24 protein-coding genes are annotated in these 24,871 nt (G+C 37.7%); 16 read left to right on the top strand and 8 right to left on the bottom strand.

Annotated features, from left to right (window positions below; all coding sequences use genetic code 11):
• Positions 1-406: 406 nt before the first annotated feature.
• A complete protein-coding gene (rpe, locus tag AC0L6O_RS15720) occupies positions 407-1,054 on the top strand; it encodes a ribulose-phosphate 3-epimerase (RefSeq protein WP_473303655.1) in 648 nt (215 codons plus the stop codon).
• A 7-nt stretch (positions 1,055-1,061) separates the two neighbouring features.
• On the opposite strand, the gene ruvC is transcribed toward rpe, so the two are convergent.
• Positions 1,062-1,631 carry a crossover junction endodeoxyribonuclease RuvC gene (gene ruvC, locus AC0L6O_RS15725; protein WP_473303657.1) on the bottom strand — a complete coding sequence of 190 codons (570 nt, stop codon included), beginning with the start codon at positions 1,629-1,631 and terminating at the stop codon, positions 1,062-1,064.
• A gap of 68 nt (positions 1,632-1,699) precedes the next feature.
• Between ruvC and AC0L6O_RS15730 the strand changes: the two genes are divergently transcribed.
• Positions 1,700-2,824, top strand: a complete 1,125-nt coding sequence (locus AC0L6O_RS15730; protein WP_473303658.1) for a glycosyltransferase — start codon at positions 1,700-1,702, stop codon at positions 2,822-2,824.
• Positions 2,824-3,444: a polysaccharide deacetylase family protein gene (locus tag AC0L6O_RS15735; RefSeq protein WP_473303660.1), complete on the top strand. Its 621-nt coding sequence runs from the start codon at positions 2,824-2,826 to the stop codon at positions 3,442-3,444. Before AC0L6O_RS15730 ends, AC0L6O_RS15735 begins: the two co-directional genes overlap by 1 nt.
• Here AC0L6O_RS15735 and AC0L6O_RS15740 read toward each other — a convergent pair.
• The gene (locus AC0L6O_RS15740; protein WP_473303661.1) at positions 3,441-4,514 is read right to left on the bottom strand and encodes a hypothetical protein; all 1,074 of its coding nucleotides are present in this window, start codon (positions 4,512-4,514) and stop codon (positions 3,441-3,443) included. The two genes, AC0L6O_RS15735 and AC0L6O_RS15740, sit on opposite strands and share 4 nt — an antisense overlap.
• A gap of 204 nt (positions 4,515-4,718) precedes the next feature.
• On the opposite strand from AC0L6O_RS15740, the gene AC0L6O_RS15745 reads away from it, so the two are divergent.
• From AC0L6O_RS15745 to AC0L6O_RS15765, 5 genes are read left to right on the top strand one after another with little or no spacing between them, the layout of a single operon-like run.
• Positions 4,719-6,779, top strand: a complete 2,061-nt coding sequence (locus AC0L6O_RS15745; RefSeq protein WP_473303663.1) for an OmpA family protein — start codon at positions 4,719-4,721, stop codon at positions 6,777-6,779.
• Between the two features lie 46 nt (positions 6,780-6,825).
• The gene (locus AC0L6O_RS15750) at positions 6,826-8,547 is read left to right on the top strand and encodes a glycosyltransferase family 39 protein (protein ID WP_473303665.1); all 1,722 of its coding nucleotides are present in this window, start codon (positions 6,826-6,828) and stop codon (positions 8,545-8,547) included.
• Complete coding sequence (locus AC0L6O_RS15755) at positions 8,547-10,097, top strand: hypothetical protein (RefSeq protein WP_473303666.1); 1,551 nt, start codon at positions 8,547-8,549, stop codon at positions 10,095-10,097. Before AC0L6O_RS15750 ends, AC0L6O_RS15755 begins: the two co-directional genes overlap by 1 nt.
• A 3-nt stretch (positions 10,098-10,100) precedes the next feature.
• The gene (locus AC0L6O_RS15760) at positions 10,101-11,207 is read left to right on the top strand and encodes an acyltransferase family protein (RefSeq protein WP_473303668.1); all 1,107 of its coding nucleotides are present in this window, start codon (positions 10,101-10,103) and stop codon (positions 11,205-11,207) included.
• Positions 11,197-11,397 carry a hypothetical protein gene (locus AC0L6O_RS15765; RefSeq protein WP_473303670.1) on the top strand — a complete coding sequence of 67 codons (201 nt, stop codon included), beginning with the start codon at positions 11,197-11,199 and terminating at the stop codon, positions 11,395-11,397. Before AC0L6O_RS15760 ends, AC0L6O_RS15765 begins: the two co-directional genes overlap by 11 nt.
• Here AC0L6O_RS15765 and AC0L6O_RS15770 read toward each other — a convergent pair.
• The 3 genes from AC0L6O_RS15770 to AC0L6O_RS15780 form a co-directional block, all read right to left on the bottom strand.
• Positions 11,394-12,041 carry a hypothetical protein gene (locus AC0L6O_RS15770; RefSeq protein ID WP_473303671.1) on the bottom strand — a complete coding sequence of 216 codons (648 nt, stop codon included), beginning with the start codon at positions 12,039-12,041 and terminating at the stop codon, positions 11,394-11,396. The two genes, AC0L6O_RS15765 and AC0L6O_RS15770, sit on opposite strands and share 4 nt — an antisense overlap.
• Positions 12,042-12,053: 12 nt before the next feature.
• Positions 12,054-13,385, bottom strand: coding sequence for a GntP family permease (locus AC0L6O_RS15775; RefSeq protein WP_473303673.1), 1,332 nt, complete (start codon positions 13,383-13,385; stop codon positions 12,054-12,056).
• A 121-nt stretch (positions 13,386-13,506) separates the two neighbouring features.
• Positions 13,507-14,556, bottom strand: a complete 1,050-nt coding sequence (locus AC0L6O_RS15780; protein ID WP_473303679.1) for a glycoside hydrolase family 113 — start codon at positions 14,554-14,556, stop codon at positions 13,507-13,509.
• Between the two features lie 36 nt (positions 14,557-14,592).
• Here AC0L6O_RS15780 and AC0L6O_RS15785 point away from each other — a divergent pair, with 36 nt between their 5' ends.
• Complete coding sequence (locus tag AC0L6O_RS15785; protein WP_473303681.1) at positions 14,593-15,270, top strand: NUDIX domain-containing protein; 678 nt, start codon at positions 14,593-14,595, stop codon at positions 15,268-15,270.
• Here AC0L6O_RS15785 and AC0L6O_RS15790 read toward each other — a convergent pair.
• Positions 15,267-17,516, bottom strand: coding sequence for a PQQ-dependent sugar dehydrogenase (locus AC0L6O_RS15790; RefSeq protein ID WP_473303682.1), 2,250 nt, complete (start codon positions 17,514-17,516; stop codon positions 15,267-15,269). The genes AC0L6O_RS15785 and AC0L6O_RS15790 overlap by 4 nt on opposite strands.
• 94 nt (positions 17,517-17,610) lie before the next feature.
• Complete coding sequence (locus tag AC0L6O_RS15795) at positions 17,611-18,774, bottom strand: iron-containing alcohol dehydrogenase (RefSeq protein WP_473303684.1); 1,164 nt, start codon at positions 18,772-18,774, stop codon at positions 17,611-17,613.
• 191 nt (positions 18,775-18,965) lie between these two features.
• Between AC0L6O_RS15795 and AC0L6O_RS15800 the strand changes: the two genes are divergently transcribed.
• Positions 18,966-19,709: a hypothetical protein gene (locus tag AC0L6O_RS15800; protein ID WP_473303685.1), complete on the top strand. Its 744-nt coding sequence runs from the start codon at positions 18,966-18,968 to the stop codon at positions 19,707-19,709.
• Here the strand turns inward: AC0L6O_RS15800 and pdxR are convergent.
• Positions 19,698-21,140, bottom strand: a complete 1,443-nt coding sequence (gene pdxR, locus AC0L6O_RS15805; protein WP_473303686.1) for a MocR-like pyridoxine biosynthesis transcription factor PdxR — start codon at positions 21,138-21,140, stop codon at positions 19,698-19,700. The genes AC0L6O_RS15800 and pdxR overlap by 12 nt on opposite strands.
• An 83-nt stretch (positions 21,141-21,223) precedes the next feature.
• Here pdxR and AC0L6O_RS15810 point away from each other — a divergent pair, with 83 nt between their 5' ends.
• From AC0L6O_RS15810 to AC0L6O_RS15835, 6 genes are all read left to right on the top strand, one after another.
• On the top strand, positions 21,224-21,856 hold the full coding sequence (locus tag AC0L6O_RS15810; protein ID WP_473303688.1) for a pyridoxamine 5'-phosphate oxidase family protein: 633 nt from the start codon (positions 21,224-21,226) through the stop codon (positions 21,854-21,856).
• A 444-nt stretch (positions 21,857-22,300) separates the two neighbouring features.
• Complete coding sequence (locus tag AC0L6O_RS15815) at positions 22,301-22,696, top strand: GNAT family N-acetyltransferase (protein WP_473303690.1); 396 nt, start codon at positions 22,301-22,303, stop codon at positions 22,694-22,696.
• A gap of 7 nt (positions 22,697-22,703) precedes the next feature.
• Positions 22,704-23,177: an OsmC family protein gene (locus AC0L6O_RS15820; RefSeq protein ID WP_473303692.1), complete on the top strand. Its 474-nt coding sequence runs from the start codon at positions 22,704-22,706 to the stop codon at positions 23,175-23,177.
• The gene (locus tag AC0L6O_RS15825; protein ID WP_473303693.1) at positions 23,164-23,397 is read left to right on the top strand and encodes a DUF1272 domain-containing protein; all 234 of its coding nucleotides are present in this window, start codon (positions 23,164-23,166) and stop codon (positions 23,395-23,397) included. Before AC0L6O_RS15820 ends, AC0L6O_RS15825 begins: the two co-directional genes overlap by 14 nt.
• Positions 23,398-23,451: 54 nt before the next feature.
• On the top strand, positions 23,452-23,808 hold the full coding sequence (locus AC0L6O_RS15830; protein ID WP_473303694.1) for an iron chaperone: 357 nt from the start codon (positions 23,452-23,454) through the stop codon (positions 23,806-23,808).
• Positions 23,809-24,015: 207 nt separating this feature from the next.
• Positions 24,016-24,642, top strand: coding sequence for an REP-associated tyrosine transposase (locus AC0L6O_RS15835; protein WP_473303695.1), 627 nt, complete (start codon positions 24,016-24,018; stop codon positions 24,640-24,642).
• Positions 24,643-24,871: the final 229 nt, after the last annotated feature.

Consider the following 24,871-nt stretch of genomic DNA (forward strand, 5'->3'; position numbering starts at 1 on the left):
TTCAAGAGTAAGATGATTTTAAGACCCTTCAAACTCCTTTAGATTACTCGTTGTCAAACGTATAGAAGAAATAAAAGCAAAGTGCCAATTTTGTATAGATGGTACAGTTTTCTAAATAAAACAGTCGATTCATTGTATAAACTGTAATTATTAATCCAGCTAAAAAAACTCACACAAAACACTTATAACATGACAATTAAGCCAGAAACCTAAGCTATAATGAAATCTTATTTTTTGTGTAGATAGACAATAATTAAGTGTCGGTGGTACAAAATCCTGTATCGATTGTGATTTTTGAACTATCTAAACTGGTGTGTCAGTTATTACAATTCCGAGAGATAGAAATCAATACAGTATTTCTATATCCTCCTCCACAATTCTTACCTTTGCAAAAAAATACTTTCAAATGCCTATCATAGCTCCTTCTTTACTTGCATCAGATTTCACAAACCTTCAACGAGACATTGAGATGGTCAATGCTTCTGAAGCAGACTGGTTTCACATTGATGTAATGGATGGCGTTTTTGTTCCAAACATTTCTTTTGGTATGCCGGTGATTCAAGCCATAAAAAAGCATGCAAAAAAGACCATGGATGTGCATTTGATGATAGTGCAACCAGAAAGATACATTGAAACTTTTGCTAAAATAGGTGCCGATATTATCACGGTACATCATGAAGCATGCACACACCTTCACAGAACTTTGGCTCAAATAAAAGAGGCTGGCTGTAAGGCGGGCGTTGTTTTAAATCCTGCTACGCCGGTTTCAGTTTTGGAAGATATTTTAGTTGACTGCGACATGGTGCTTTTAATGTCTGTAAACCCAGGTTACGGCGGACAGAAATTCATCTATAAGACCATTGACAAAGTCAAGAAGCTTAAAGCTATGATTCAGGAACAAGGATTAGACACCATGATAGAGATTGATGGCGGTGTTAATTTAGAGACTGGCAAACTATTAGTAGATGAAGGAGCAGATGCTTTAGTGGCGGGAAGCTTTGTTTTTGGTAACGAAGACCCTTCTGCTACCATTGCAAAATTGAAAGAGCTTTAAATTTTAATTAGCCTCCGCTTACTCTTCCTTTATTTTCACTTACAAAAGCACCCCAGCCTTTTTTACCTGAGGAGTTGCCCGTCAACGCTTTGGTTTTGGCATTCATGTGATGACATACCGCTACAGCTAATGCATCTGTAGCGTCTAAAAACTTAGTTTCTAGTTTCTGAGCAAAGAGATTTTCTAGCATAAAAGCCACCTGTTCTTTGCTGGCATTACCATTTCCGGTAACACTTTTTTTGACCACTTTCGGAAGATATTCTACCAAACTTATATCTCTTGCTAATGCCGCTGCCATGGCCACACCCTGAGCTCTGCCTAGTTTAAGCATAGACTGAACGTTTTTAGCATAAAAAGGAGCTTCAATTGCCATTTCGTCAGGTAAATACTCTTCAATAATACCCGTCATGCGTTCAAAAATCTTCTTCAATTTTAGCTCGTGAGAGCCTAATTTCTCTAATCTCAGCACGCCATATTGTATAATCTTAAGCTTACTACCTTTCACCTCTATCAAGGCATAACCCATCACATTAGTGCCGGGGTCTACGCCTAAAATTATTTTCTCTGATTTAGTCATCTGCCATAAAGGTAAGGCTTTTTGATACTCCCATACTTGCTTATCTTTGAGAAATTGAAATCAGTTTATTGAGTATAATCGCCACTGTTTTGGTCTTTACTTACGGCATATTTTGTTTGCTGTTGCTAGGCATTTGGTTGGCCTGGAAAAACTATATACCTAATGCCAGTAGCCAGTCTAAGCATAAAATCAGTCTTATAATTCCTGTTAGAAACGAAGCTAAAAACATTCTAAGACTTCTGACAGACCTACAAAATCAAACTTTAGACAAGAAGTATTTTGAAGTTATCATAGCTAACGACGACAGTACGGATAATACGGCCGAGTTAGTTGAGACTTTTCAAAGTCAAAATTCGCTTGACATCAAACTGGTCAATTTGCCGCCAAAGGCGGTCAATACTTCGCCAAAAAAACGAGCAATAGCACACTGTATAGGAGAAGCCACCGGCTCACTTATCGTATGTACAGATGGTGACTGTACCGTTTCCACCAAATGGCTAAGCACCATAAAAGCTTATTTTGAAGAGAAAGACGTGGCGTTTTTAAGTGCTCCTGTTTTCTTTTTGGACAGTGTTTCCTCCAAAATTCTTCAAAGACTATGGACTAAAATCCAGCAGATTGAGTTTGCTAGTTTAATAGTGTCTGGAGCAGTTTCTATAAAGATGAACTTCCCTAATATGTGTAGCGGAGCCAATATAGCTTATCTTAAAAGTGCCTTTTTAGAAGTTAATGGCTTTGAAGGAAACGAAGATGTAGCAAGTGGAGACGATGAGTTTTTGATGCACAAAATGTCAAAAGCATTCCCTAAAAAGGTGCATTATTTAAAGTCTCAAGACGCTATTGTGAAAACGGAAGCTTTACATGACCTTCAAAGTTTTTATAATCAAAGAAAACGCTGGGCAGGAAAATGGAGCAAGTACACACTTTTGAGTCCAAAGATTATGGCCATCTTTATTTTTAGTGCGAATGCCGCTTTTGTTTACGCATTACTAAGTTTTGACGTCCAAAATATTGGCATCAAAATATTGCCCGAGTTCCTATTTCTTGGCAGTCTTTTAATCTTTTTCAAAAGGCCATTCTTACTCCTTTTTATCCCACTTGTTCAAATCATCTATCCGTTTTACGTCTTACTCTTTGGATTGGTGTCACTTAAGAAAAAACCTTATACTTGGAAAGATAGAAAACTCAGCTAATGCTTTACCGTACACCCAAACTACTACAAGCTATTTACCCAAGCCTAACTTGGCAGCGAGACACTGACAAAAAAGAGCTCTATCTTACTTTTGATGATGGCCCTATTCCTGAAGTGACGGAGTTTGTGCTAGAAACCCTTGATAAGTTTAATGCTAAAGCTAGCTTCTTTTGCATTGGTGACAACGTGCGAAAACATCCTGATATCTTTCAAAAAATAGTAAATGGTGGTCATGCTATTGGAAACCATACCATGCATCATCTAAAAGGCTGGCAAACCGAAACTAGCACTTACTTGGAAAACACATCTCAGTGTCAAGAACAAATTGAAAAGTATAACGATGAAAATGGTAAAAAACTCTTCCGACCACCTTATGGTAGAATAAAACGAAGACAAATAAGTGAACTAAGTAAGGATTTTGAAATTATTATGTGGACTACATTGAGCCAAGACTACAGAGCCGATATTTCTCCTGAAAATTGTCTAAAGAATACGGTTCAAGCTACTGAGGCGGGCTCTATTATTGTTTTCCACGATAGTCTAAAGGCAGAAAAAAACATGCGATATGCATTACCGCGGTTTTTAGAAACCTTTGCTGATTACGAGTTCAAGGCTCTCTAGAAATTACGCTCTGCTAACCAGCCACTCACCTTCCTAGCCCATTCTGCTTGTTTTACTTTATTCAGATTATGATTTGACTCAGAATCATATGCTTCTTGTAGTTTGTTCATTTCCCTAAAAGCCTCTAAATATTCATATTGAATATAACTATTTAGGTCGTCCATGGTGGTGGCTTGTATATTTCTTAGCTTTACTATAAGCCTATCCATTACCACTTTTGTGATGTCAAAGTGAATTTGCTCATGCTCTAAAGATTCTTTGTTTTTCGCCTCTCCCTTTGCCCAAGATTGACTTTGAATCATAAAAACTTGCGGACTAATGATGGCAGTGAGTCTGCCATTTCTAATAGTCAGTTTACTCCCTAAGGCTATCGTAGGAAAAATAGCAGCTGCGTATCTAGAGCCCATTCTAGGAGGAGCTTTGAAATCATTCCAAGTCACTTTTCTAGAATTATAATGCACCGTATCTCTATTATTCCGTGTTTCGTAAGGCTTGATGATAATATTTACACCTTCATTAAAAGCCTCTATCCTACTTTTATTTAGTTTGATGTAATTATCGGCAAACTCTAGGCATGAAAACCACATTTGATTTAGAATTGGTTCAAAAGACTCTTCTTTTAAATTATTGAGCGAACGCTGGTATCGTGACGAGCTATAAGGTTTGCAAAGCAATGATGTATCTCCCTCATGAACGGTATAAATACTCAGTTTCATGTTGGCTCTTCCATTTATTAAACCTGAATTATTCCTAGACTCCGTGAAAGCCAAATCTGTAATTTCAGCTATCAAAACAACTGCGTTTGACCGCTTTTTGAAATTATCCTCTGTTTGATTTAGAAATGCCCTTTCTGTTCCACTTCTTATTTCTAGGTCAGATCTTGAACCGTTTCTTGTATATAATTTACCTAGAAAATATTTCGAAGGGCGTTTATCTATCACCTCGCCATAGTAATAGCCATTTTCTCCAAACCCATAATTCTTTGATTTAAGACTTAGCGTCATTTGAGCTTCCAGCATAAAGCATGAAAGCATCAAAAGAATTAATAAATAATGGCTTTTTCTTAACATCGAAAGTTTTAACGAAAATCTTAAGATAAAATGATATTTGAATTAAAAAATGATGTTAACTGGCTATTAACAGCAGAGCTGTTCCATATTTTCTATATTAACATCGGAAAACCTTCATAAATGTACGGTATACAGTAGCATTTTATTGAAAACCAATAAATATGAGGTAATTTCGTTTCAAACCAGTACTCTTTATTCAGGAAAATGCCCCTAAGGATTTTTATACTTTTTATTCTCATTCTAAGCTTCCAAAAAACGCTAGGTCAAGAAGTTTTATGGGCCTCAGAGGTGCTTAGTTATTCTTCAGAAAAATCGGACGTTTATAATTCACCCAAATATAGGTCTGTTCAAATACTCGGAACACCGAGTGTTTACCCTCAAATGACCGATTCTCCTTGTGCTTGGGAGCCTAACGGCTCTCAGTATGGCGAAGATTACGTAAAAGTGGGCTTCACAAAAGCAATTGATGTTCAACAAATAGCAATAGTCGAAAACCTCAACCCAGGTGCAGTTGCACGTATTTTTGGCTATGATGAAGCTGGCACAGAATATCTTCTTTATCAAAACACAGGACAGAAAACAACTGTAAAGAATCGTTTTTGGAGGGTCTTTGTCAAACCGATGAAGCAGCCTATTAATGCTATAAAAATTGTGGTGAATCATAGAATAGCAAAAGGGCGAAAACAATACGATGCCATTGCCATTTCTGACTCCCAAAACTTCATTGAGTTCAATATTAATGTAGCAAAGGATATTCCAGAGGACTTGCAAAAAGAAAACTTAGGTCCAACAGTAAATTCGCCATTTGGTGAGGTTGCACCCATTATTACGCCAGACGGAAATACGCTGTACTTTACCAGACTCAATCACCCAGACAATATCAGAGATGAGAATGATAAAGACGCAGAGACAAAACAGGATATCTGGTTTTCTAAAAGAAATATTGCTGGCGTATGGATGCCACCAGAAAATTTAGGACCTCCCGTAAATGATCCCAATTTGAATGCTGCGGCTACAGCTTCTGCATCTGGCTCTAGTTTATATGTTTTAAATGTTTATAATGCTGACGGAACACAAGGTGTTGGACTTTCCAGAACTACATTTAACAATGGAAAATGGAGCTTCCCGAAGGAGGTTAAAATTTTGGATTTTGATGTAAAAAAAACCGATAAGGCAAAATCTTACCATACTGAATACGCTATTAGCCATGACGAAAATGTACTAGTAATGGCTCTTAATCGCCTACCAAGTTTTGGAAATAACGATCTTTATTTTTCTTTCATGCAATCTGACGGTACATACACAAGGCCCCAAAATATGGGTTCAGTACTGAACACAGCCGATAATGAAGGGACTCCATTTCTCTCTGCCGATAATAAAACTCTTTACTTTAGCTCAAGAGGACATCCGGGATATGGAGATTCCGATATTTTCATGACCAAACGTTTGGATGAAACTTGGACCAACTGGTCAGAACCTGTGAATCTTGGTCCAAAAATAAACACAGAAAGCTGGGATGCTTTTTTTACGATACCCGCTTCAGGTGAATTTGCCTATTTAAGTTCCGCGAATAACGCTATTGGTGAAGAAGATATTTTCAGAATCAACCTCTTCGAATCTATCAAACCTGATGCGGTAGCCATTCTAGATGGTTCTATCATGGAAAAAGATGTAAATACCATGATTGATACGCCTTTAGGCTTAAAGTCTAACAGTGACAGTTTAAACCTAAAAGGGTTTAATATTGAAATCAATCCAGATACCAAGGCCTACAAGGTAATATTGCCGGTAGGTTTTAAGTACTATTTTGATATAAATGAGAAAGGTTATTTGAGTTTACAAGATTCGCTTGATTTGACCCGTGAGGGCAATTACCGAGAAATCACAAAGAACTTTTACCTTTCTCCTATTAGAGAAGGCTCCAAGATGATTTTGGAGAATTTGATATTTGCTCAAGGAAAATACGAAATAGAAACCTCTTCTTATGATGAACTAGAAAAACTGGTCAAAATAATGAAGGAGTACCCTAAAATGAGGATTCTATTAGAGGGACACACCGACAACCAAGGCGATTTTACACTTAACGTAAAACTAGCAAAAGACAGGGTGGATGAAGTTAAAAGCTATCTCATCAAAAAGGGTAAAATATCAAGCTCCAGAATTGAAACCAAATCATGGGGACCCATCAAACCCATTTCTAGTAATTCTACCCCAGAAACCCGCAAGAAAAACCGTCGTGTGGAGTTTACAATCCTCAAAATGTGATTACTTTTGTTTCTTTGTGAAAGACTTCCCAACAAGATAATTTTTCATGCCATCTCGTATACTGGTTCTTATCATTTTAGGCTTAGCTGGATTTTTAAGATTTAACCATATTGGCTCTTACAGCCCGTATACAGACGAAAAATTCACTTTACTCAATGTTCATGGAATATGTGTAGGCGGTTATAATCAACCCGAACTTACAGAGAACGATACTTTCACACCTAAAGAATTCTGGAAAGACCGTGATTTAAACGACCACTACCAAGCCATAGCTCGTTCTGACTTTGGTACACATTTCACTTATAATGTATTTCTAAAATATTGGATAAAAGCCTTTGGCCTGAAAGACGGCATGGTGAGAACCTTGAGTGTTTTGTTCAATTTATTGACCTTAGTCTTGGTCTTTTGGCTTTGCAAAGCCTTTTTAAAGTCAACCTATATTGGGCTAATTGCCATGTCAATATTAGCTCTTGACCCCCTTTTTATATCGCAGAGTCATTTTGCTAGAAGTTATACTTTGTCCTTCCTTTTGGTAGTTTTAGGCACAATCTTTTTTTATAAAATCCTGAAGTCTGAAAACAAGAAAGAGACCATCACTTTTGGTGTTTTATATGCCATAATAGCTGCTATGGCTCTTCTCAATCATTATTTGAACTTCATCATTTTCTTAGCTCACGTCATTACAGCAGCCATTTATCTAAGAAGTCAGCGAAAGTGGTTTGTGTTACTTGCTGCGGGTGCTTTTACACTTTTGGTGATGGGCTACTGGATGACTGCTGGTGGCGGACAATGGTCTATGGAGTTTTTAAAAGACAAAAATGCTCTGCATTTAAAGATGGCAAATTTACCTGCCGACCAAAATCCAATGAGCGGAAATGTGGACCCAAGTAGTGCAAAAAATGTAAGTCAAAAAGCTATCAATGTTTTCTTTGACAGCAATCTTATTAGTTTCGATTTATACCATTCATTACATGGCATTCTAAACCTGGCTTTGTTTATTTTCGCTTCTATCCTATTTGGATTTACCTATAAGTTCACTAAAATTGACAAACAGAAACTACTGCTAGGCTTTTTTGCGGCTATGCTCATTTTAGGTTTAGTGTTACTTCCCTCTCATTACAAACTAGCTTTTGTTTCAGCTGCATTTGTCCTACTGGTTTTATATCATTGGTTTAAACATCCTGTAGAAAAAGAACTTCGATTAATCCTTCTTTTATCTGGACTCTTACCTTTGTTTTATGTCATATTTGATGCTTTCAAAACAGGACATACCACTTCATTGGCTCATAGGTACATTGGTGTTTGTGTTCCTTTTCTTGGCATTATTTACGCAGTTGGTCTTTACAGGTTATTCCATCAAAAAAACAACTTAAAGTATTTGACTATTATTCCATTGGCCTATCAGCTATTCTTTGTTGGATCTGAAATCAAAACGATTTTAGATGACAATTCTGCCCGATATTCTTTTAGAAACGAAGCTAGAGAGGAAAACCCATACAGAGCGGCCAGTCAATTGGTGATTGAAAACTATGGCGAAGGAGACACCCTTTTAATTCCTTCTTATGGTGCCAATGTGTATTCTGACTTGAGAAACAATCAGAACGAGAGACACATTTTAGATGCTCAATACCTTAATCTCTATTTGCCAAAAGATGCTGAGTATATAGAGAAGATTGATGTAACAGAACCGAATCTATTGGTTTTGAAAAAAGCCAATGGCGAGCGAAAAGTATTGTTTGATTTCCAAGGTAAAAAATTAAGGTACTAATGAACGAAACCGCAAAAAATAGAGCGATTTATGCCATAATTTCCCTACTTATTTTAGGTTCGGTTTGGATGGTGCTTAGGTTTGGTGTGAATGTACCACATTGGGACGACCACGCCATTCGTGTTTTGATTGATGAGTTTTCTTGGAACAAAACGGGTGGACTTTTTAAGTTTCATAACGAACACCGCATCTGGCTTACCAGAACTGTGACTTTGATATATAAAAGTATTAGCGGCCACACTGATTTTAAATTCATGATGTATTTCGGTCAATTCGGTTTAGTCGGACTGATGGTTTTATACATTCTTTTAGTTCGTCATTTTAAGCTTAACAGTCTTGGCCTTTTATTTATTGCTCTCTTTATTTTCAACTTCTCTACCGTTGAAAACAGTTTGTGGGGCATGGCAGCAATTCAAAACCACTGCATCCTTTTCTTTGCTGTAGGCTCTCTTAGCTTATTATCTACCTCCTATTTCAGTGAAAAAGCCTCATTTATTGGAGCCATAGTTTTCTCCATATTGGCATTACTTACTTCTGGAAATGCCGTTTTAATAGCTCCTATTGGTTTGGCTGTTTTGTTTTTCTTAGGACGCAAAAGGCAAATGTTAATTTGGCTAGGAATACATGCTTTAGTCTTTGCTATCTACTTTATAGGTTTTGAAAAGAGTGTATCTGAAAGGCCTCATATTGAAGATTTCTTCCTAAACTTTTTGGCACTTAATGGTTCCCATTTCTATCCTATTTTGGATACCGTATTTAGCACCAGACTAGCTTATATCTTTGGGCTATTGAATATCCTCTTTGGACTTTGGGTTATCTTTAGATTGTTCTTTTCTAAAGACACCAATGAGAAAACCCTTAATTTCTTAGCCATTCAGGCTTTCTTTTTAGGAACATTGGCTTTAGTAGCGATTGGCCGAAACGACTATCAGGTGGTCACACTTTTGAGCAGTAAATACAAGATTTACTCCTTCCTTATTTTTGGAACTAACATCCTCTTTTGTTTACAGTTTCTAAAAACTCCGAAGTGGAAATACATTTTAGCGACAATAGCTCTTTTCCTTTTTGTGAATGCTGAGGTGTCTTACCTTGGTTTAGTAAGAAGTACTCACATGGAACGTGTGGCGGATGTTATCAATCTAAAAAGCACAGAAACAGATTTCAATAACACCTCTTATAATCCACCTAAATTTGACTTTGAAAAAAGCCTACAAGCAGAAACAACTGAAGTAGACCCAAGCAAGATTGACAGCATTGCTTTTTCAGGAAACAATTTACTTTTCTTTGAAAACAATCTTCAAAAATTCCATGAAAACTATATTTGGCTCAAAAGTAAAGATTCGCAGTATTTATTACCTTTAAGACTAGTCAAAGGCTCTCTTTTTGGAACGGTAGAAGGCATTGCCTATTTGGACAGAAGAAATTTCAAAACGGATTTTTATCAAACGTATTTCTTAGAGATTTCTGAGAATGAAGCAGCACTGTATGACGCAGTAAAAACATTAAACATAGAGGGAATTCCTTATACAGAAGCACCTAAAAACTGGTAAGCATTGAAAACTAACTACATAAAATCACTGGATGGAATTCGTTTTTTAGCGGTTAGCATGGTGCTTTTTGACCATTGGTCGGGAGACAGGCTAGGTTTCCCCGCTTCTTATTTAGGCGTTTGTATGTTCTTTGTCTTGAGTGGTTTTCTTATTACCCGAATTTTGCTTTCTGCCAAAGAAAAAGACAGCGACTTAAACAGAGGTCATGGCTTCTCTTTAAAACGTTTTTATATAAGAAGAACCATCCGAATTTTCCCTATATATTATTTGACGCTCGGCGTACTCTTTATATTAAATATAGAACCAGTCAGAAGTAAAATTGGCTGGCTAGTGACCTATATGAGTAATAACTATATAGCCATATCTGATAATTGGCTCGGCTCTGTAGACCACCTTTGGTCTTTGGCTGTAGAAGAACAATTCTACCTTTTCTTCCCTTTTCTTATATTATTCTTGCCCTTAAAAAACATTCAGAAGTCGCTAGCTTTCTTAATTCTACTCTCTGTTTTACTTCGCGTTTACTTCTTTGTTTCGGGTGCTTCTTGGATTAGGCCTTATGTGCTTATGCCCACTTGCTTAGATGCTTTTGGATTGGGTGGACTTTTAGGTTATGGTGTCTATTATCAAAAAGAAAAACTTATCAATTTCTTCTCAAAAACATCAACCCTGCTAATTGGTACGGCAATTTATGCATTGACCGTAATCTGGCTTCAAGCTGTTTCTGAAGGACATAATTACGTTTCTATTATTTTTCTGAGGCTCGCAGAATCAATCATTTCTGTGGCCGTACTTGGATATTTAGTTTGTAGAAGCAACACCTCCAGAGGTGTACTTCACAGCATATTCGAATGGCAACCATTAGTCTATATTGGCAGAATAAGTTATGGGATTTATATCTATCATAATTTCATTTATAATGCTTATCACAGCTCTCCGAATAATCCTTTTGTTAAAATATCAAATAAGATAACGGCTGTTTTGAGCGATGGTTTTACAGGAACTTCAGTGAAGATTTTATTCCTTTATATTTCGGTAATTTTGATATCTACCGTCTCTTGGTATTTGATAGAAAAGCCTATAAATAAACTTAAACACAAATATGGCTACTGATATAACATTGACATTTGAAGACTACCTAAAGTCTAAAAAGATTGACATAGAGCTTTTTCAAAAGGAAGAGCCAGCCATGTATGCAGAATGGGAAGCCATGTTTAAGAAAGTGCACCCCGATAGTTTTACTCTTCAAAAGAAATTTTTACTGAACCCTCTACGTAGGAAATATTTATTGAAGGCTGATTAATGCCTCATTTTGATTTGCTTAAAAAGCACTACGATTCCAATCAAAATAGAAACTAAAACCAAGGACACCATTAACCCAAAAGGTAGAAGTACATATATCTTAGTAAGATCTGCTCCTTTAATTTTTATCAATTCTAAAAGCAGTGTTACTCCGAAATAAAACAGACCAAGTTTTGACCAAACTTGCCTCTTCATAAAAGAAGGTTCTCTCTCCAAATAAGGTAGATTCAAAAATATTTTCAGCTTATCCCAATCCCAGAGCAAAAGATAAATACTAGCTAAAAACATAAGCGTAGTAATATAAACCGTACCTCCAAAACCATAACTAATGGTCACTACCATAATGTTCAAAATAATAGTGAAAAAAAGTACAGCTCCCAAAGAGGAAAAACGTTGCGTAATTAAAAGAAAACCAGCAATAAGCTGCGACCAGCCTATGAAGTTCCACATCATACCTGACTGATACATTGTTTCAAAATAATGCATCCATGAATTTATGGCTTCAGCAGCTCCAGATGATACAGTGAATCTTTCTCCTCTTATTTTCACAAAACTGGCAAATACAAAAGCACAGCCTAACAAGTACCGCGTCACTAGGGTTAGTACTTGAAAAAAGATAAACTCTTTAAGCCGTGTAATAGTCATATTAACTACCTTTTACCCCCAAATCATTTGAGCGATGTATATCAGTATAAAACAAGAAACACCTAAAATACCTGTGGCAACAGCGTGAATTCTATATCCCATTCCTATGGTCATGCCTGTCATTTGCGTCACTAACCAGAAGAAACTATCACTCACGTGAGAAACCACTGCAGAACCTGCTCCAATAGCCAAAACAGCTAATGCCTTTGACACTTCTGTATCTAAACCCAACTGAGGAATTAATGGTGTAATGATAGAAGCTGTAGTAATCATAGCTACTGTGGATGAACCCTGAGCCGTTTTTAAGGCAGCCGAAATAAGAAATGGCAAAAAGATGCCCATAGGATAATCTGCCAATAAAGGAGCAATCATATCGCCCAAACCGGCGTTTTGAAGCACCTTACCAAAAACACCACCGGCACCAGTAATCATCACAATAGAAGCCGAATCTAAAAGGGCTTTTCCTACCCAACCTTGTGTAGAAAGCATATCGCGTTCTAGTTTTTTAGGTAAAGTAAAAGCTATTAACAAACCTAGAATAAGGGCTATAACTGGCGTACCGACAAAGTCTAAACCACTTTTTAAAGCACCTTCTCCTACAATAAAATACAAATCATTAAACGACTTTAGAACAATCAAAAGCAAAGGAATCAATACAGGAATAATAGAATGAAGAAAGCTTGGAGCAATAGCCAGTTTCTTATCAAAATCACCCTCGCCTAAATCTGGAGCTGGGTCAAGCCATGTTTTTGAAGCATATGTTTTTGCAAAGATTATTGGTGGAATTAAGGCTATCAAGCTAATTACCGCACCAAAAGCTATCACCAAACCTAAATCTGCTCCTACTATAGCTGCCGTGGCAATAGGTCCCGGTGTAGGTGGCACCATGGTATGGGTAGCCATTAGGCCAGTGGCCAAACAAACGGTGGTAACCGTTAAAGAAAGACCCGCCTTCTTAGTTAAAGCTTTATTCAGGGAATTTAAAATCACGAAACCACTATCGCCAAAAACTGGGATAGAAATAAGCCAGCCTACTAATGACATGGCTTCTGGTACTCTTTTCTTACCTATTAGTTTCAACACACCATTAGCAAGCCTTACAGCTCCGCCGGTGTTTTCTAAAAATGCACCAATCATTACACCAATAATAATAACTAAACCGATGCTTCCGAGTGTTTTACCAAAGCCCTCATTAATAGACTCTATGAGTTTGGGTAGCGGAACACCAGCTGTGAGCCCAAAGAGGAGAGCTACAAAGAGTAATGCCAGGAATGGATGTAATTTAAATTTGGTAGTACTGATGACAATTAATGCCATAGCTAGGATAAGGAGAATAATTAACATGTATTTTATATAGGGTTGAAGCTGTGAAAATAAGCAAATAATCACACCAAAATAAAACCCTTCCCATATAATCTATAAAACATCCTATTTCAGATGCTAAATTCGCCTAAAAAGGGCGACATTAAGCACTCTTGTAGAAAGCCTTTAGAACCGCCTCGGCTTCTTTATGCTGCGGGCAAAACTTGTCGCTAGAATCCTTCTCTGGGTCTTTGAACGGAAACCACTTCCACGCAAAACCTCCTGCAAACCATGATTGTCCCCAGACTTCATCAAAAAGCGATTGGTAGGCCCTTGCCTGTAAACCTTCATTATCCGGTAAAGTATAATCTGTTTCCCAAGGTTTGTCTGTAGAAAAATCACAGCTTCTGTAGCCATACTCTGTAAACAAAATTGGTCTATTAGACTTTGATGCCAATTTCCCCATCTTTTTCAAATGCTTTTTCCAGCCAGATTTCAGCGTTGCTAAATCAGGATTTTTCTCTTTTGCCAAAGGAAAATAGCCATCCACACCTATGTAATCTAATTTATCCCAAAAAGGCACATCATCATAACAATCCCAATTTTCAGCATAAGTAAGTTCCCCATGATATACCTCGCGAATATCCTCAATGAGTTTTAACCAAAAAGCTGGTCGTTCTGCTACCATGGTTTCCATTTCGGTAGCTATGCAAAAAAGTTCTACATCATTTTCCTCCGCAATTTTGGCATACTGCAAAATATACCCTCCAAATCCTTCTTCAAACTCTTTCCACTTCTCCTCCGTGTCTAAATCAAACTTTCCTGTATAATTCCCTCTCCCGTGCCACATATGCGGCTTCAACATTACTTTTTGTCCATTTTTATGAGCTAAGGTGATGCATTTGACAACACCAGATGGCAGCTCACCCCACCATTGATGCCCTTCTCTGGGAGCATCCGTAACTTTGGTATATCTAAAAGTAGCCTCCCCTTCTTTCACAAAACCATAAGGCATAAGTGCCGCCCATTCTGCATGCACTCGTTCGGTAGATTCAAAATGTGAAGAATCGATAGGTTTATTAGGAGCCACAAAGGATAAGCCCTTCATCTTCTCTCCGTTATATACAAAAGGGGCTTTTTCTGTTTCGGAAAACATAAAATATCCTGCTGCTAACAGTACAAAAAAGCCAGAAGTCAATAGTTTTGTTTTCATAATGTTTTAATAGAAGACACAAGTTAGAGAAATAAGATGCAAGAAGAAAAACTGGAAGACGCACATAAGTTTAAACTTTGGAAAAGTCACTTGTTAGAAAATGGACTAACGATTCACGACGTGGAAGAAGTATACACCAGAAGACGCTATAACGGCGAAGTGCTTTTCTCTACCTTGATGCTAGATGCCAGCACACCAGAAGGAGATAAAATTCCGCCTATTTGCTTTTTAAAAGGTGAAGTAGTTTGTGTCTTGATTTGTTTGATTGATGAAGCTACCGAAGAAAAATACCTCATTCTAGTAAAGCAAAGGCGTATTGCCGAAGGCGGTTATACCTATGAGCATCCAGCTGGCATGGTAGATGGCACACAAACCCCAGAAGCTATTTCTATACAGGAAGTGAGTGAAGAAACGGGTATTAAAATAACCGAAGAACAGCTTATCAACCTTTCGCCAGATAAACGCCTTTTCCCTAGCACCGGTACTAGCGATGAATCCATGTACCTTTTTGCGGCAGAATTAAGAATGAGTAAAAGTCAAATTGAATCCTATGAAAACAAAGAAATGGGAACAGAATATGAGTTTGAACGCATTACCACCCATATCTTCCCATTTTCAGAAGGGCACTCGCTGATAAGTAATACCAACGGAATGCTCCTTAATTTTTTATATCTGAAACATGTCCAAGACTTTGAACTTTTAAAAAGCCTCTAGTTTTTAACAAACCTAAAAGACTGGCTTTTGCCATCAATATTCACTCTTAAAATGTAAATTCCTGGCGAATATTTAGCTACCTCTTTATTCAAGTTTCTTTTTAGATTTTTCCATTTTCCTGCGTCAGTTCTCAGCAGTTGCCCATGATTATTAAAAACATGGTAGTTTAAATCTGTATCGTCCAAACCATCAATTCCTGTAAGATTTATCTTTAGGTCAACCGGATTGGGACTTAACTCCAGACCAAGAATCACCTCATCTCCTGGACATATAGGTTTGATATACTTAGAAGTAGTAGGCCCTAAACCCGTATTATCATGCACAAAAAGCTTTATCTCGTAGCTGTACTCCTGCTCATCGCATGGAATAGGAGCCAGTGAAGTAGTTGCCTCCTTAGATTTATAAGACCTTATAAGATGCGAATGGTCTTCATGGTGTAAGATAACCGACCAAGTATAGTATAGCTCTTCAAGTGGATTGTGGTTCCGCACTACCGCACTTAAATTCAAGGTCAATCCATCCTCATTTTTAAACTTCTCTACATCTTGTACCGAGGTCGAAATAATCTCTGGAGGAAAATTATTGACATGTACTTTAAACTGCTTCACCGTTGATTTACCAGCCTCATCTGTAACAGTAAGGCTTGGTCTGTGTAGTTTCTCGTCACTATCTGTATATCTAAAATCAGTTACCTGATTGGTAGAAGTAAAACCATTGCCAAAATCCCATAGGTAACTTAAATTTTGACCTTCAGGGTCATAAGAACTGCTGGCGTCAAACCTAACATTGAGCGGAGCTGCTCCATAAATCGGGTCAATAAACGCTTCTGTTACCGGTGGGAAATTAGGATTAGGCTCATTATAAATTCTTCTGATTTCATGCGTATCTGGAAAAAAGAAATTCATGTAATAAATGCTACCGTCTGTAGGGTCTTCTGCAAAACAAACTGGATGCACATTCTCAGAAATGCTTATTACTTCAAAAGGGTTACCCCTAAAATCAAATTTGAATATTTTGACCCAGCCTTCATAGTCGCCCATGATATAAGTATCCTTAAAACCCTCAAAATGGTCGGTAGTTAACCATAAACCGCCTATCGACGAATTGCCCGTGAAGGGCTCTCCTAAAAACTCTGGTGAACCTACACCATAAGCTTCACCATCTACAAAAGCTTGAGCAAAATCACCACGCCATTCTAAAACAGGAGCTATGGCGTTTTCAGGAAAGTATTTTGGGTCGCTAAATAAATTATTGCGATAGCTAATACCTTCAAAATATGGCCAACCAAAATTACCACCTCCGGCATCTATCACGTTTACCTCTTCCCTATTTTCCCAGCCTACATCACCCACATAAAAAGTTCCTGGGTCTCCTAATGTTACATCTGTACTACCTGTTTCTGGTTTTAAACTAAACCTAAATGGATTTCGAAGGCCATAAGCCCAAATTCTCGACTCAGCAGAGCGTGGCTCATCTACTTGATAAAAAGGGTTTGAAGGATATCCATCTCCGTTTTCAGGATTTATCCTCAGCATTTTGCCATTTAATGAATTGAGGTTTTGAGCCCTATATGGACCAATATTCTGGTCTTCCGTAATAATACCTTCTTCTAGCGGTAGCGTAACCAACTCATAGTAAAAGGCATCACCATTTTGAAAAGGTGGGTCTCTGGCTATGGCAGCATCTCCTGAGCTCACCATTAAACTGGTATCAGCCCCAAAAACTAAGGAACCCATGCCGTGATTATCCATTAAAACGGGTATACCAGTAGTGTGCGTTTCGCCAATTAAGACCTTTCTCGAGTCTAAATCTACCACACTATTATTTAAAGAATCTCGATTAATAGTATAACGCGTTACTCTACCTATAGAAGCCGAAAAATTGTCATCATTTGCTCTACTATAAAAAGTTGAGTCTTTGAAATAGAGATAATTTCTATCTACGGCATAAAGAAGATAGATATACCCATTTTCTAGAAAGTTGGGGTGTAAAGCCAGCCCATTTAAGCCATGGTCTAAATAGTCATAAACCTCCGCAGAAATATCTAAAAGCAAGATTTTAGCTCCGGTATTTTTATCTACTTTAAATACATTTCCTCCTTTTTCCCAAGCATACATTTGACCACTTTTGTCAAAGGTCAAACCGGTGGGCGAAACATAGTCTTCTGAAACTAATTCATCAACAAAACCAGGTGGCTGAGCAGATAAAGAGAAGCTGCAAAGAAGAAGGAGTAAGAGTTTTTTCATTGTGTCTGATTTGAATACTTAATTAGGAACGTAAGACTTTTCTCGGTGTTTGGTTTTCGGGCAGGAAATTTCAAAAAAATCCTGCCCGAAAAAGTTATTCTACAATGCTCATTTCTAAAATATCGCTAGCTGCTTTAGCATCAATATCGCCATGCTCACCAAATGCGTTCCCTCGCTCTTCAAAACGCTTAGCTATTTCTTTAATGGTGGCTTCGCCAATACCGTAAGCTGTTCCGCTAGTAGGAATACCTAAAGACTCATAAAAGTCAATTGTTTTTTGAATAGCTCCTTCTACTAATTCTTCGTCGGTTCCTGAAAGCTCCCAAACGCGTAAGGCGTATTGAATCATTTTTTCTTTCTTCGCTTCCATCTTATATCGCATTAAATAAGGCATTACAATTGCCAACGTTCTTGCATGATCTATTCCGTGCAAAGCTGTTAATTCATGTCCAATTTGATGCGTAGCCCAATCTTGCGGTACACCTACGTTTATCCAACCATTTAGTGCTACCGTAGCCGCCCAAACCAAATTAGCTCTTGCTTCATAATCTTCAGGTTCGGCAATAGTTTTTTGTCCTACAGCTATCAAAGTCTGAAGAATTCCTTCTGCAAATCTATCTTGAATTTCACCACCTACTGGGTAGGTTAAATACTGCTCCATCACATGTGTAAAAGCATCTGCCACGCCATTGGCTACCTGCCTTTTTGGTAAAGAATAGGTGGTTTCTGGGTCTAAAATAGAAAACTGAGGATATAAAAGCGGATGACCCATACCAAACTTCTCATCTGTTTCTTTCTTACTTATAACCGCAATAGAGTTCATTTCAGAACCCGTAGCTGGTAATGTCATAACAGAGCCAATTGGCAAGGCCTCACCATATTTTGCTTTGCGTCTTACTATATTATTCCATTCGTCACCACCCTCAAAAGGAATAGCAGCCGCCATAAACTTAGTTCCATCTAACACCGAACCTCCGCCTACTGCCAAAAGGAAATCTACCTTCTCTTTTCTGGCCACCTCTACACCGGCCATAAGCGTCTCAAAAGTAGGATTGGCTTCTATACCTCCAAACTCAATGACGTCATAACCCGTAAGAGCTTCTATAACCTGCTGATGTACTCCATTTGAAAAAATACTTCCTCCTCCGTACGTCAACATTACTTTGGCATTTGATGGAATATTTTTAGGTAACTGGGCTATAGTACCCTTACCAAATATGATTTTCACTGGATTTTGAAGCGTGAAATTATTGAACATTCTTTTTATAATTTATTGATGAATAATAGTTTTCCCTGTACACCATTCGTAACAGATTAAAGGCTTTTAAAGTTTGTTCAAAACAAAGTTTTCAACCTCATTTCACTAACTAGCTACTAAGCTATTAATGCCCTTATTCATATTTGATTATTATAATATTTATTATAACTTTAACAATTAAATCAAACTCAATGAAAAAAATAATCCTCCTACTTTTAATCCCCTTCATGGGAATAGCTCAAAACTACAATGACGCTAGAGAGATGACTTATAATCCCTCTTATATTTTCGAAGAGTACTATGAAATAATAAAAAGTGATACGGCAAAACCAGAAATTCTACATTTCACTAAATATCTTTTCCAAGGAAGTACCATAGAAAAAAAAGAATATGCTCTTGGCACTCCTTATCTCTATGACCAAGAATGGCACAAAGGGAGCTTAAAGTTACCTGGTCAAGATGTAGTAGAGGGTTATTTAAGTTATAATATGGTGTATCAGCGGGTACACTTTAAATCTAATTCATTTAGTAATCAAAGAATTTTGGTGGAACCTGAATTCTTCATCATCAATGATGTAACCTACACAAGTTTCCCTGACGTTAGTCTTATGGCTTTTGCATATTTCACGAACGAAAAAGTAGGGCAATTCAACTTACTGTGTGATAATAGAAAGGTTCAATCCAATGACATTAATAGAGATATTTTAGACCCCTATAATATCACATCAAAAGAATATACAGCGGAGTATATTGATAAACCTGAGTACTTTATTTTCAAAGATGGGGAGGCTTTTAGAATAGAAGATAAAAACTATTTCTATAAGCAGTTTGGCCTATCTAAAAAGGAGTTAAAAGAATTTAAAGAGGAAAAAAACATCAATTTCCAAGAGCAGCAAAGCGTAGAAACTTTACTGGCTCATTTGTCAAATCAATGATTTAAGAATCTTAACGGCTGTTTCTAACTCCTCCTCTGTAGAAGAGGCAAAACCTAAGCGTGTACTGTTTAAACCCGGGTAGCTACCGCAATGCTGATTACCATCAGAGAAATACAAGTCTTTTTTCAAAGCTCTTTCCGCTAGCTTTATAAGGTCAATATCATCATTAAACTTGGTCCAGATTGACATCCCGCCCATAGGCTTTTCAAAATTTAGACAACCATCTAATTGCTCTGTCAAGAGTTCTGAAAAATAGTTGCGACGCTGTTCGTAAATCTTCTTATTCTTCCGGAGGTAACGCTGCACTATACCCAGTTTTAGTAGTTCGGCTACCGCCAATTCCAGAAGTGTATCTCCTTGACGGTCAACCAAACGCCTAACTCTAGACATAAGGTCTATTTGGTCTTTGTGAGCAACCAAATAGCCTAGCCTAAAAACAGGTGAAATAGACTTAGTAAAAGAACCTGCATAAAGCACAAAATCACCATGATTAGTAGATGCCAAAGGCATTATTGGGTGACTGGTGTAATGGAAGTCGTAATCATAATCGTCCTCAAAAATGTAGAAACCATACTTCCTAGCCAGCTGCACTAGCTTCACTCGCCTGTAGGCGGGCATAATCACCGTGGTAGGATACTGATGATGTGGCGTTACATACAGCATCTTAAATTTATGCTCTTGACAAAGCTCTTCCAGATGCTCCACATCTAAGCCTTCCTTGTCTACTCGCACATTTACCACGGTGGCTCCATGGTATTTAAAGTTAATTTCTGCCGAAGACCAATTTAACTGAGGCATGGCTACTGTATCACCTTTTGAAACAAAAGCCTGGATAGCCAAATAAACCGCCTGTGTTACTCCTCTAGTAATCATTATTTGCTCAGGACTTACTTCCAAAGCTCGTGTTTTTAATAAATAGTCGGCTAAAACCTCTCGTAAATAGAGATGGCCTTTGGTGTCGGCATAGGTATATTTTGGATATAGGTTACCTGCCGTCAAAGCCGTTTTATAGGCCCTGCTTAATTCTGAAACTGGAGCCAAACGAGGGTCTGGAAGTCCATCGTCTAAGTGATATTTCTCTTTGGTTAAATGTAAATTCCTTTTCAGAATCTGAGGCACCTCTACCTTAGCTGCCTTCCCTTTATTTTCTTCCGAAACTTGCAACTCCGTAATGCTTTCCGCCCCAATTTTCATAGCAATGAAAGTGCCGCTACCTGGTTTGGTTTCTAACCAACCTTGGTTTATCAGTTCATCCAAAGCGGCCAATACCGTTTTTCTGTGAACACCCCAAAGCTCCGCCAACTTTCTGCTTCCAGGTAGCTTTGCCCCTGCCCTAATAGTACCCGCTTGTATGTTTTCTATAAGCTGGTCGGCTATCTGTCTGAAAACTGGCTTCTCGTTTTCCTTGTCAATATTTATGAGTTCTACCATTACCGGACTATACACTTTATCACTTCTGGACTATTTACACCACCCAGTAAAACTCTAATTTTGTTTCATCAATTACAAGAATTATGGAAAGAAAAACCAAAAGAACCACGCCAAGCAGAATGGCAAATCAGAGAGCTCACTATGACGACCAGCAGATTTATAACATACTTGATGAAGCACTTTTTTGCACCATTAGCTATGCTGAAAACAATGAACCTTTTAGTATACCTCAATCTTTTGTGCGAGTAGGAAACTATGTTTATTTACATGGTTCAGTAGGCAGTCATTTGATGCGAATGCTGTCTGACGGTAGGTCGGTGTGTATTACGGTGATGCTGGCTGATGAATTGGTCATAGCCAAAACAGCTTTTCATCACTCGGTAAATTATAGGTCGGTAGTGATTTTTGCCAAAGGCGAACTTCTAGAAAGTCAAGAGGAAAAATATGATGCTTTTAAAGCACTCACAGAAAAGATGGTACCCAATAGCTGGGATTATCTAAAACCTATGAGTAAAAAGGAACTAGACAAAACCACTGGAATAAGATTTTCATTAGAGGAAGCTTCTGCCAAAATACGCCAAGGCGACCCAAGTCATGAAGAAGACGAAATGGATTTGCCTATTTGGACGGGTTTGATTCCTATAAAACCGCTTCGTCAAAAGCCAGTACCTGATAGCCATGGTGCCAAAATTGATTTACCAGAACATTTGAAATAGTTTTAGAAGACAGTGTTTGTCATGATTTTTACAAAAAAATCACGCCAAACGAATAGCTTTTGAGATTAATAGAGGGTTCTATTAACATTTCGCTCCTCTGGAGCTTTAACCCTGTCATCTGAAAAAAACAACAAAGTGAATTCCTTATTTCGCCCTGTACTGTCTGAGAACAGTCGAAATTCTAGTTTAATAGCTAAAAATACATATAGTCGATAATAAAAATTTTGACTTTTCGAGTTTACAGGACGGTCGGCCGCTGCCGTGTTGCTTTTTTGGGAGGAACGCCTCCCCGGTTCGTTTTTTTCAAACGGTGCGGCGACCCGCAAAAAATAAAATCCCGGCCGGAAGGCCAGCGGGATAAAAAGGTAGATTTTATAGACAAAGAATAGTTTTAGTGAAGTCAAGGACAATTCAAAGTCAATTCAACATTTATAACAAAAAAACATGATCACATATAAAATTGGCGTAACGCCCAAAACAGAAGAAATCATAGCAGTATACGATAGCTCTGGAATAAACAGACCTACCAAAGACTTTGACAGAATTACCGCCATGTATGCCAAATCCAACCTGATTACCTCCGCATGGGATGGCGATAAATTAGTGGGCGTAGCTCGCTCTTTGTCAGATGCTTGCTACTGCTGTTATTTGGCAGATTTGGCGATATGCAAAGACTATCAACACCAAGGAATTGGCAAAAAATTGATAGAAGTGACGCAAAAAGAATTAGGAGAAAAGGTTACTTTGATACTTATTGCAGCACCTAGTGCGGTAGATTATTATCCAAAAATTGGTTTTGAGAAAATTGAGGCAGGCTATCTCATCAAAAGGAAATCATAAGTAAAACATGGCAAAAGAGCATCATTACAGCGTAAAACTAACATGGAACGGCAACACGGGTTCTGGAACAAAAGACTACAGAACTTATGAGCGTAGCCATGTAATTAAAATAAAGGACAAGACAGACATTCACTGTTCGTCTGACCCTGCATTTAGAGGAGATGCTACCAAGCATAATCCTGAGGAAATGCTGCTAGCTTCTGTGTCTTCTTGCCACATGCTGTGGTATTTGCACTTATGCAGCACTGCTTCCATAAATGTACTGGCATACAGTGATGAGCCTACTGGTGTCATGATTGACAACAAGGATGGCTCAGGCAGATTTACAGAAATAAGCTTAAACCCAAATATCACACTGGCGGATGCTAGCATGAAAGCCAAAGCTGATGCTCTTCATCAAAAAGCAAACAAACTCTGCTTTATAGCCAACTCCCTTAATTTCCCTGTTCACCATAAAGCTAAATATAATGTTGGAACTTAGGCCAAGTTGCGAAAACTGCAATAAACTACTTCCGCCAGAAAGTACGGAAGCCATGATATGCACCTATGAATGTACGTTCTGCACAGACTGTGTAAATGATGTACTCAAATCAGTATGCCCAAACTGTGGTGGTGGTTTTGAGAAAAGACCCATACGCCCTGCAAATATGCTCTTGAAACATCCCGCAAGTACTAAAGTGGTGTATAAACCTGTGAAATAAACTAGTTGCGATTTTAAATAAATATGTAATTTCAGGTGTTTTAAACAGCAAAAGATGAAAGGACATAAATATCAAAGTACAGACGAATACATTGACATGCAGGAGGAAGTGCTGCAGCCTATTTTAAAACAAATTCGTGCTATTTTGGCTAAAACTATTCCCGAAGCCCAAGAGGTCATTAGTTATAATATGCCCGCCATAAAATTCAAAAAGGTGCTGGTTTACTATGCTGTTACTAAAAAGCATTTAGGCTTTTATCCTACCTCTAGCGGTACTGCAGCTTTTGAGAAAGAGCTTGCTCCTTACAATCCTTCCAAAGGAACGATTCGTTTTCCTTTAGACCAACCACTTCCTGTTGATTTGATTATTGCCATTACTAAGTTTAGGTATGAGGAAGTTTTGGCTTCTTAGGTTTTTAAGGGATACTATTTAGACCTTAATGAATGGTAAAAGTTTTAAAAAAAATGAGCTACGCAAAGTCTTCTTGTCTGCCGACAGGCAGGCCTGACTTTGCGTAATATGTCTTTCGGTCTTCAAACTGATGGTTAAAATTTAATTGCTCTAATTAATATAATCTAAGCGAAAACCACAAAAGTGATATCCTCAAAACATTACTAGATGATTATAAAGGTTATTCATGTCACATACATTTTCAATAAAACTTTAGAGCGGTCTGAAGACCGAATGACAGTTCCACGAGGTCAAAAAGACCTCACGGAGCGGGTTGAATGGGTTGACGTTTTTACACGAAAAGATTATAAGGATATTATTATAAACAGTCTCCAATTTTGTCAAAAGGAAAAGGGAATGAATATTTACGCTTTCGTAATAATGAGCAACCATCTTCATATAATGATGCAATCTGAAAAGAAAGAGTTATCAAACTTGGTCAGAGACTTCAAAAAATACACCGCTCAAATGATTCTAAAGCGAATTATGGAGGGTCCAGAATCTAGGTCAGATTGGATGCTTAAAAGATTTGAATTTGCAGCCAATAGCCATCAAAGAAATACCAAATATCAATTCTGGCAACTAAACAATCATGCTGAAGAAGTCTTTTCTGAACCTTTTATGTGGTCAAAAATTAATTATATCCATATGAATCCAGTTAGGGCAGGAATTGTAAATAAGGCCTCCCATTATTTACATAGCAGTGCATCAAATTATGTAGGTAAGACAGGCTTGATTGAAATTGAATTACCTTCAAACCCAATTATTGACCCTCTTAAAAAGGATACCATTTAGACGTTAATGAATGGTAAAAGCTGTTCTTTGTGTTTAGCTACGCAAAGTCTTCTTGACTTTGCGTAAAATGTCTTTCGGTCTTCAGACCGATGGTTAAAATTTAATTACACTAAAATAGCTAATACAACAACTACAGAAAGTCTATCATATATACATTATGAATAGTATAGGTCTATTCTTTGCACAAACATTTTCAATGTAGCGGTCTGAAGACCGAATAACAGTTCCA

The organism is Arcticibacterium sp. GJ41-1 (assembly GCF_055808875.1).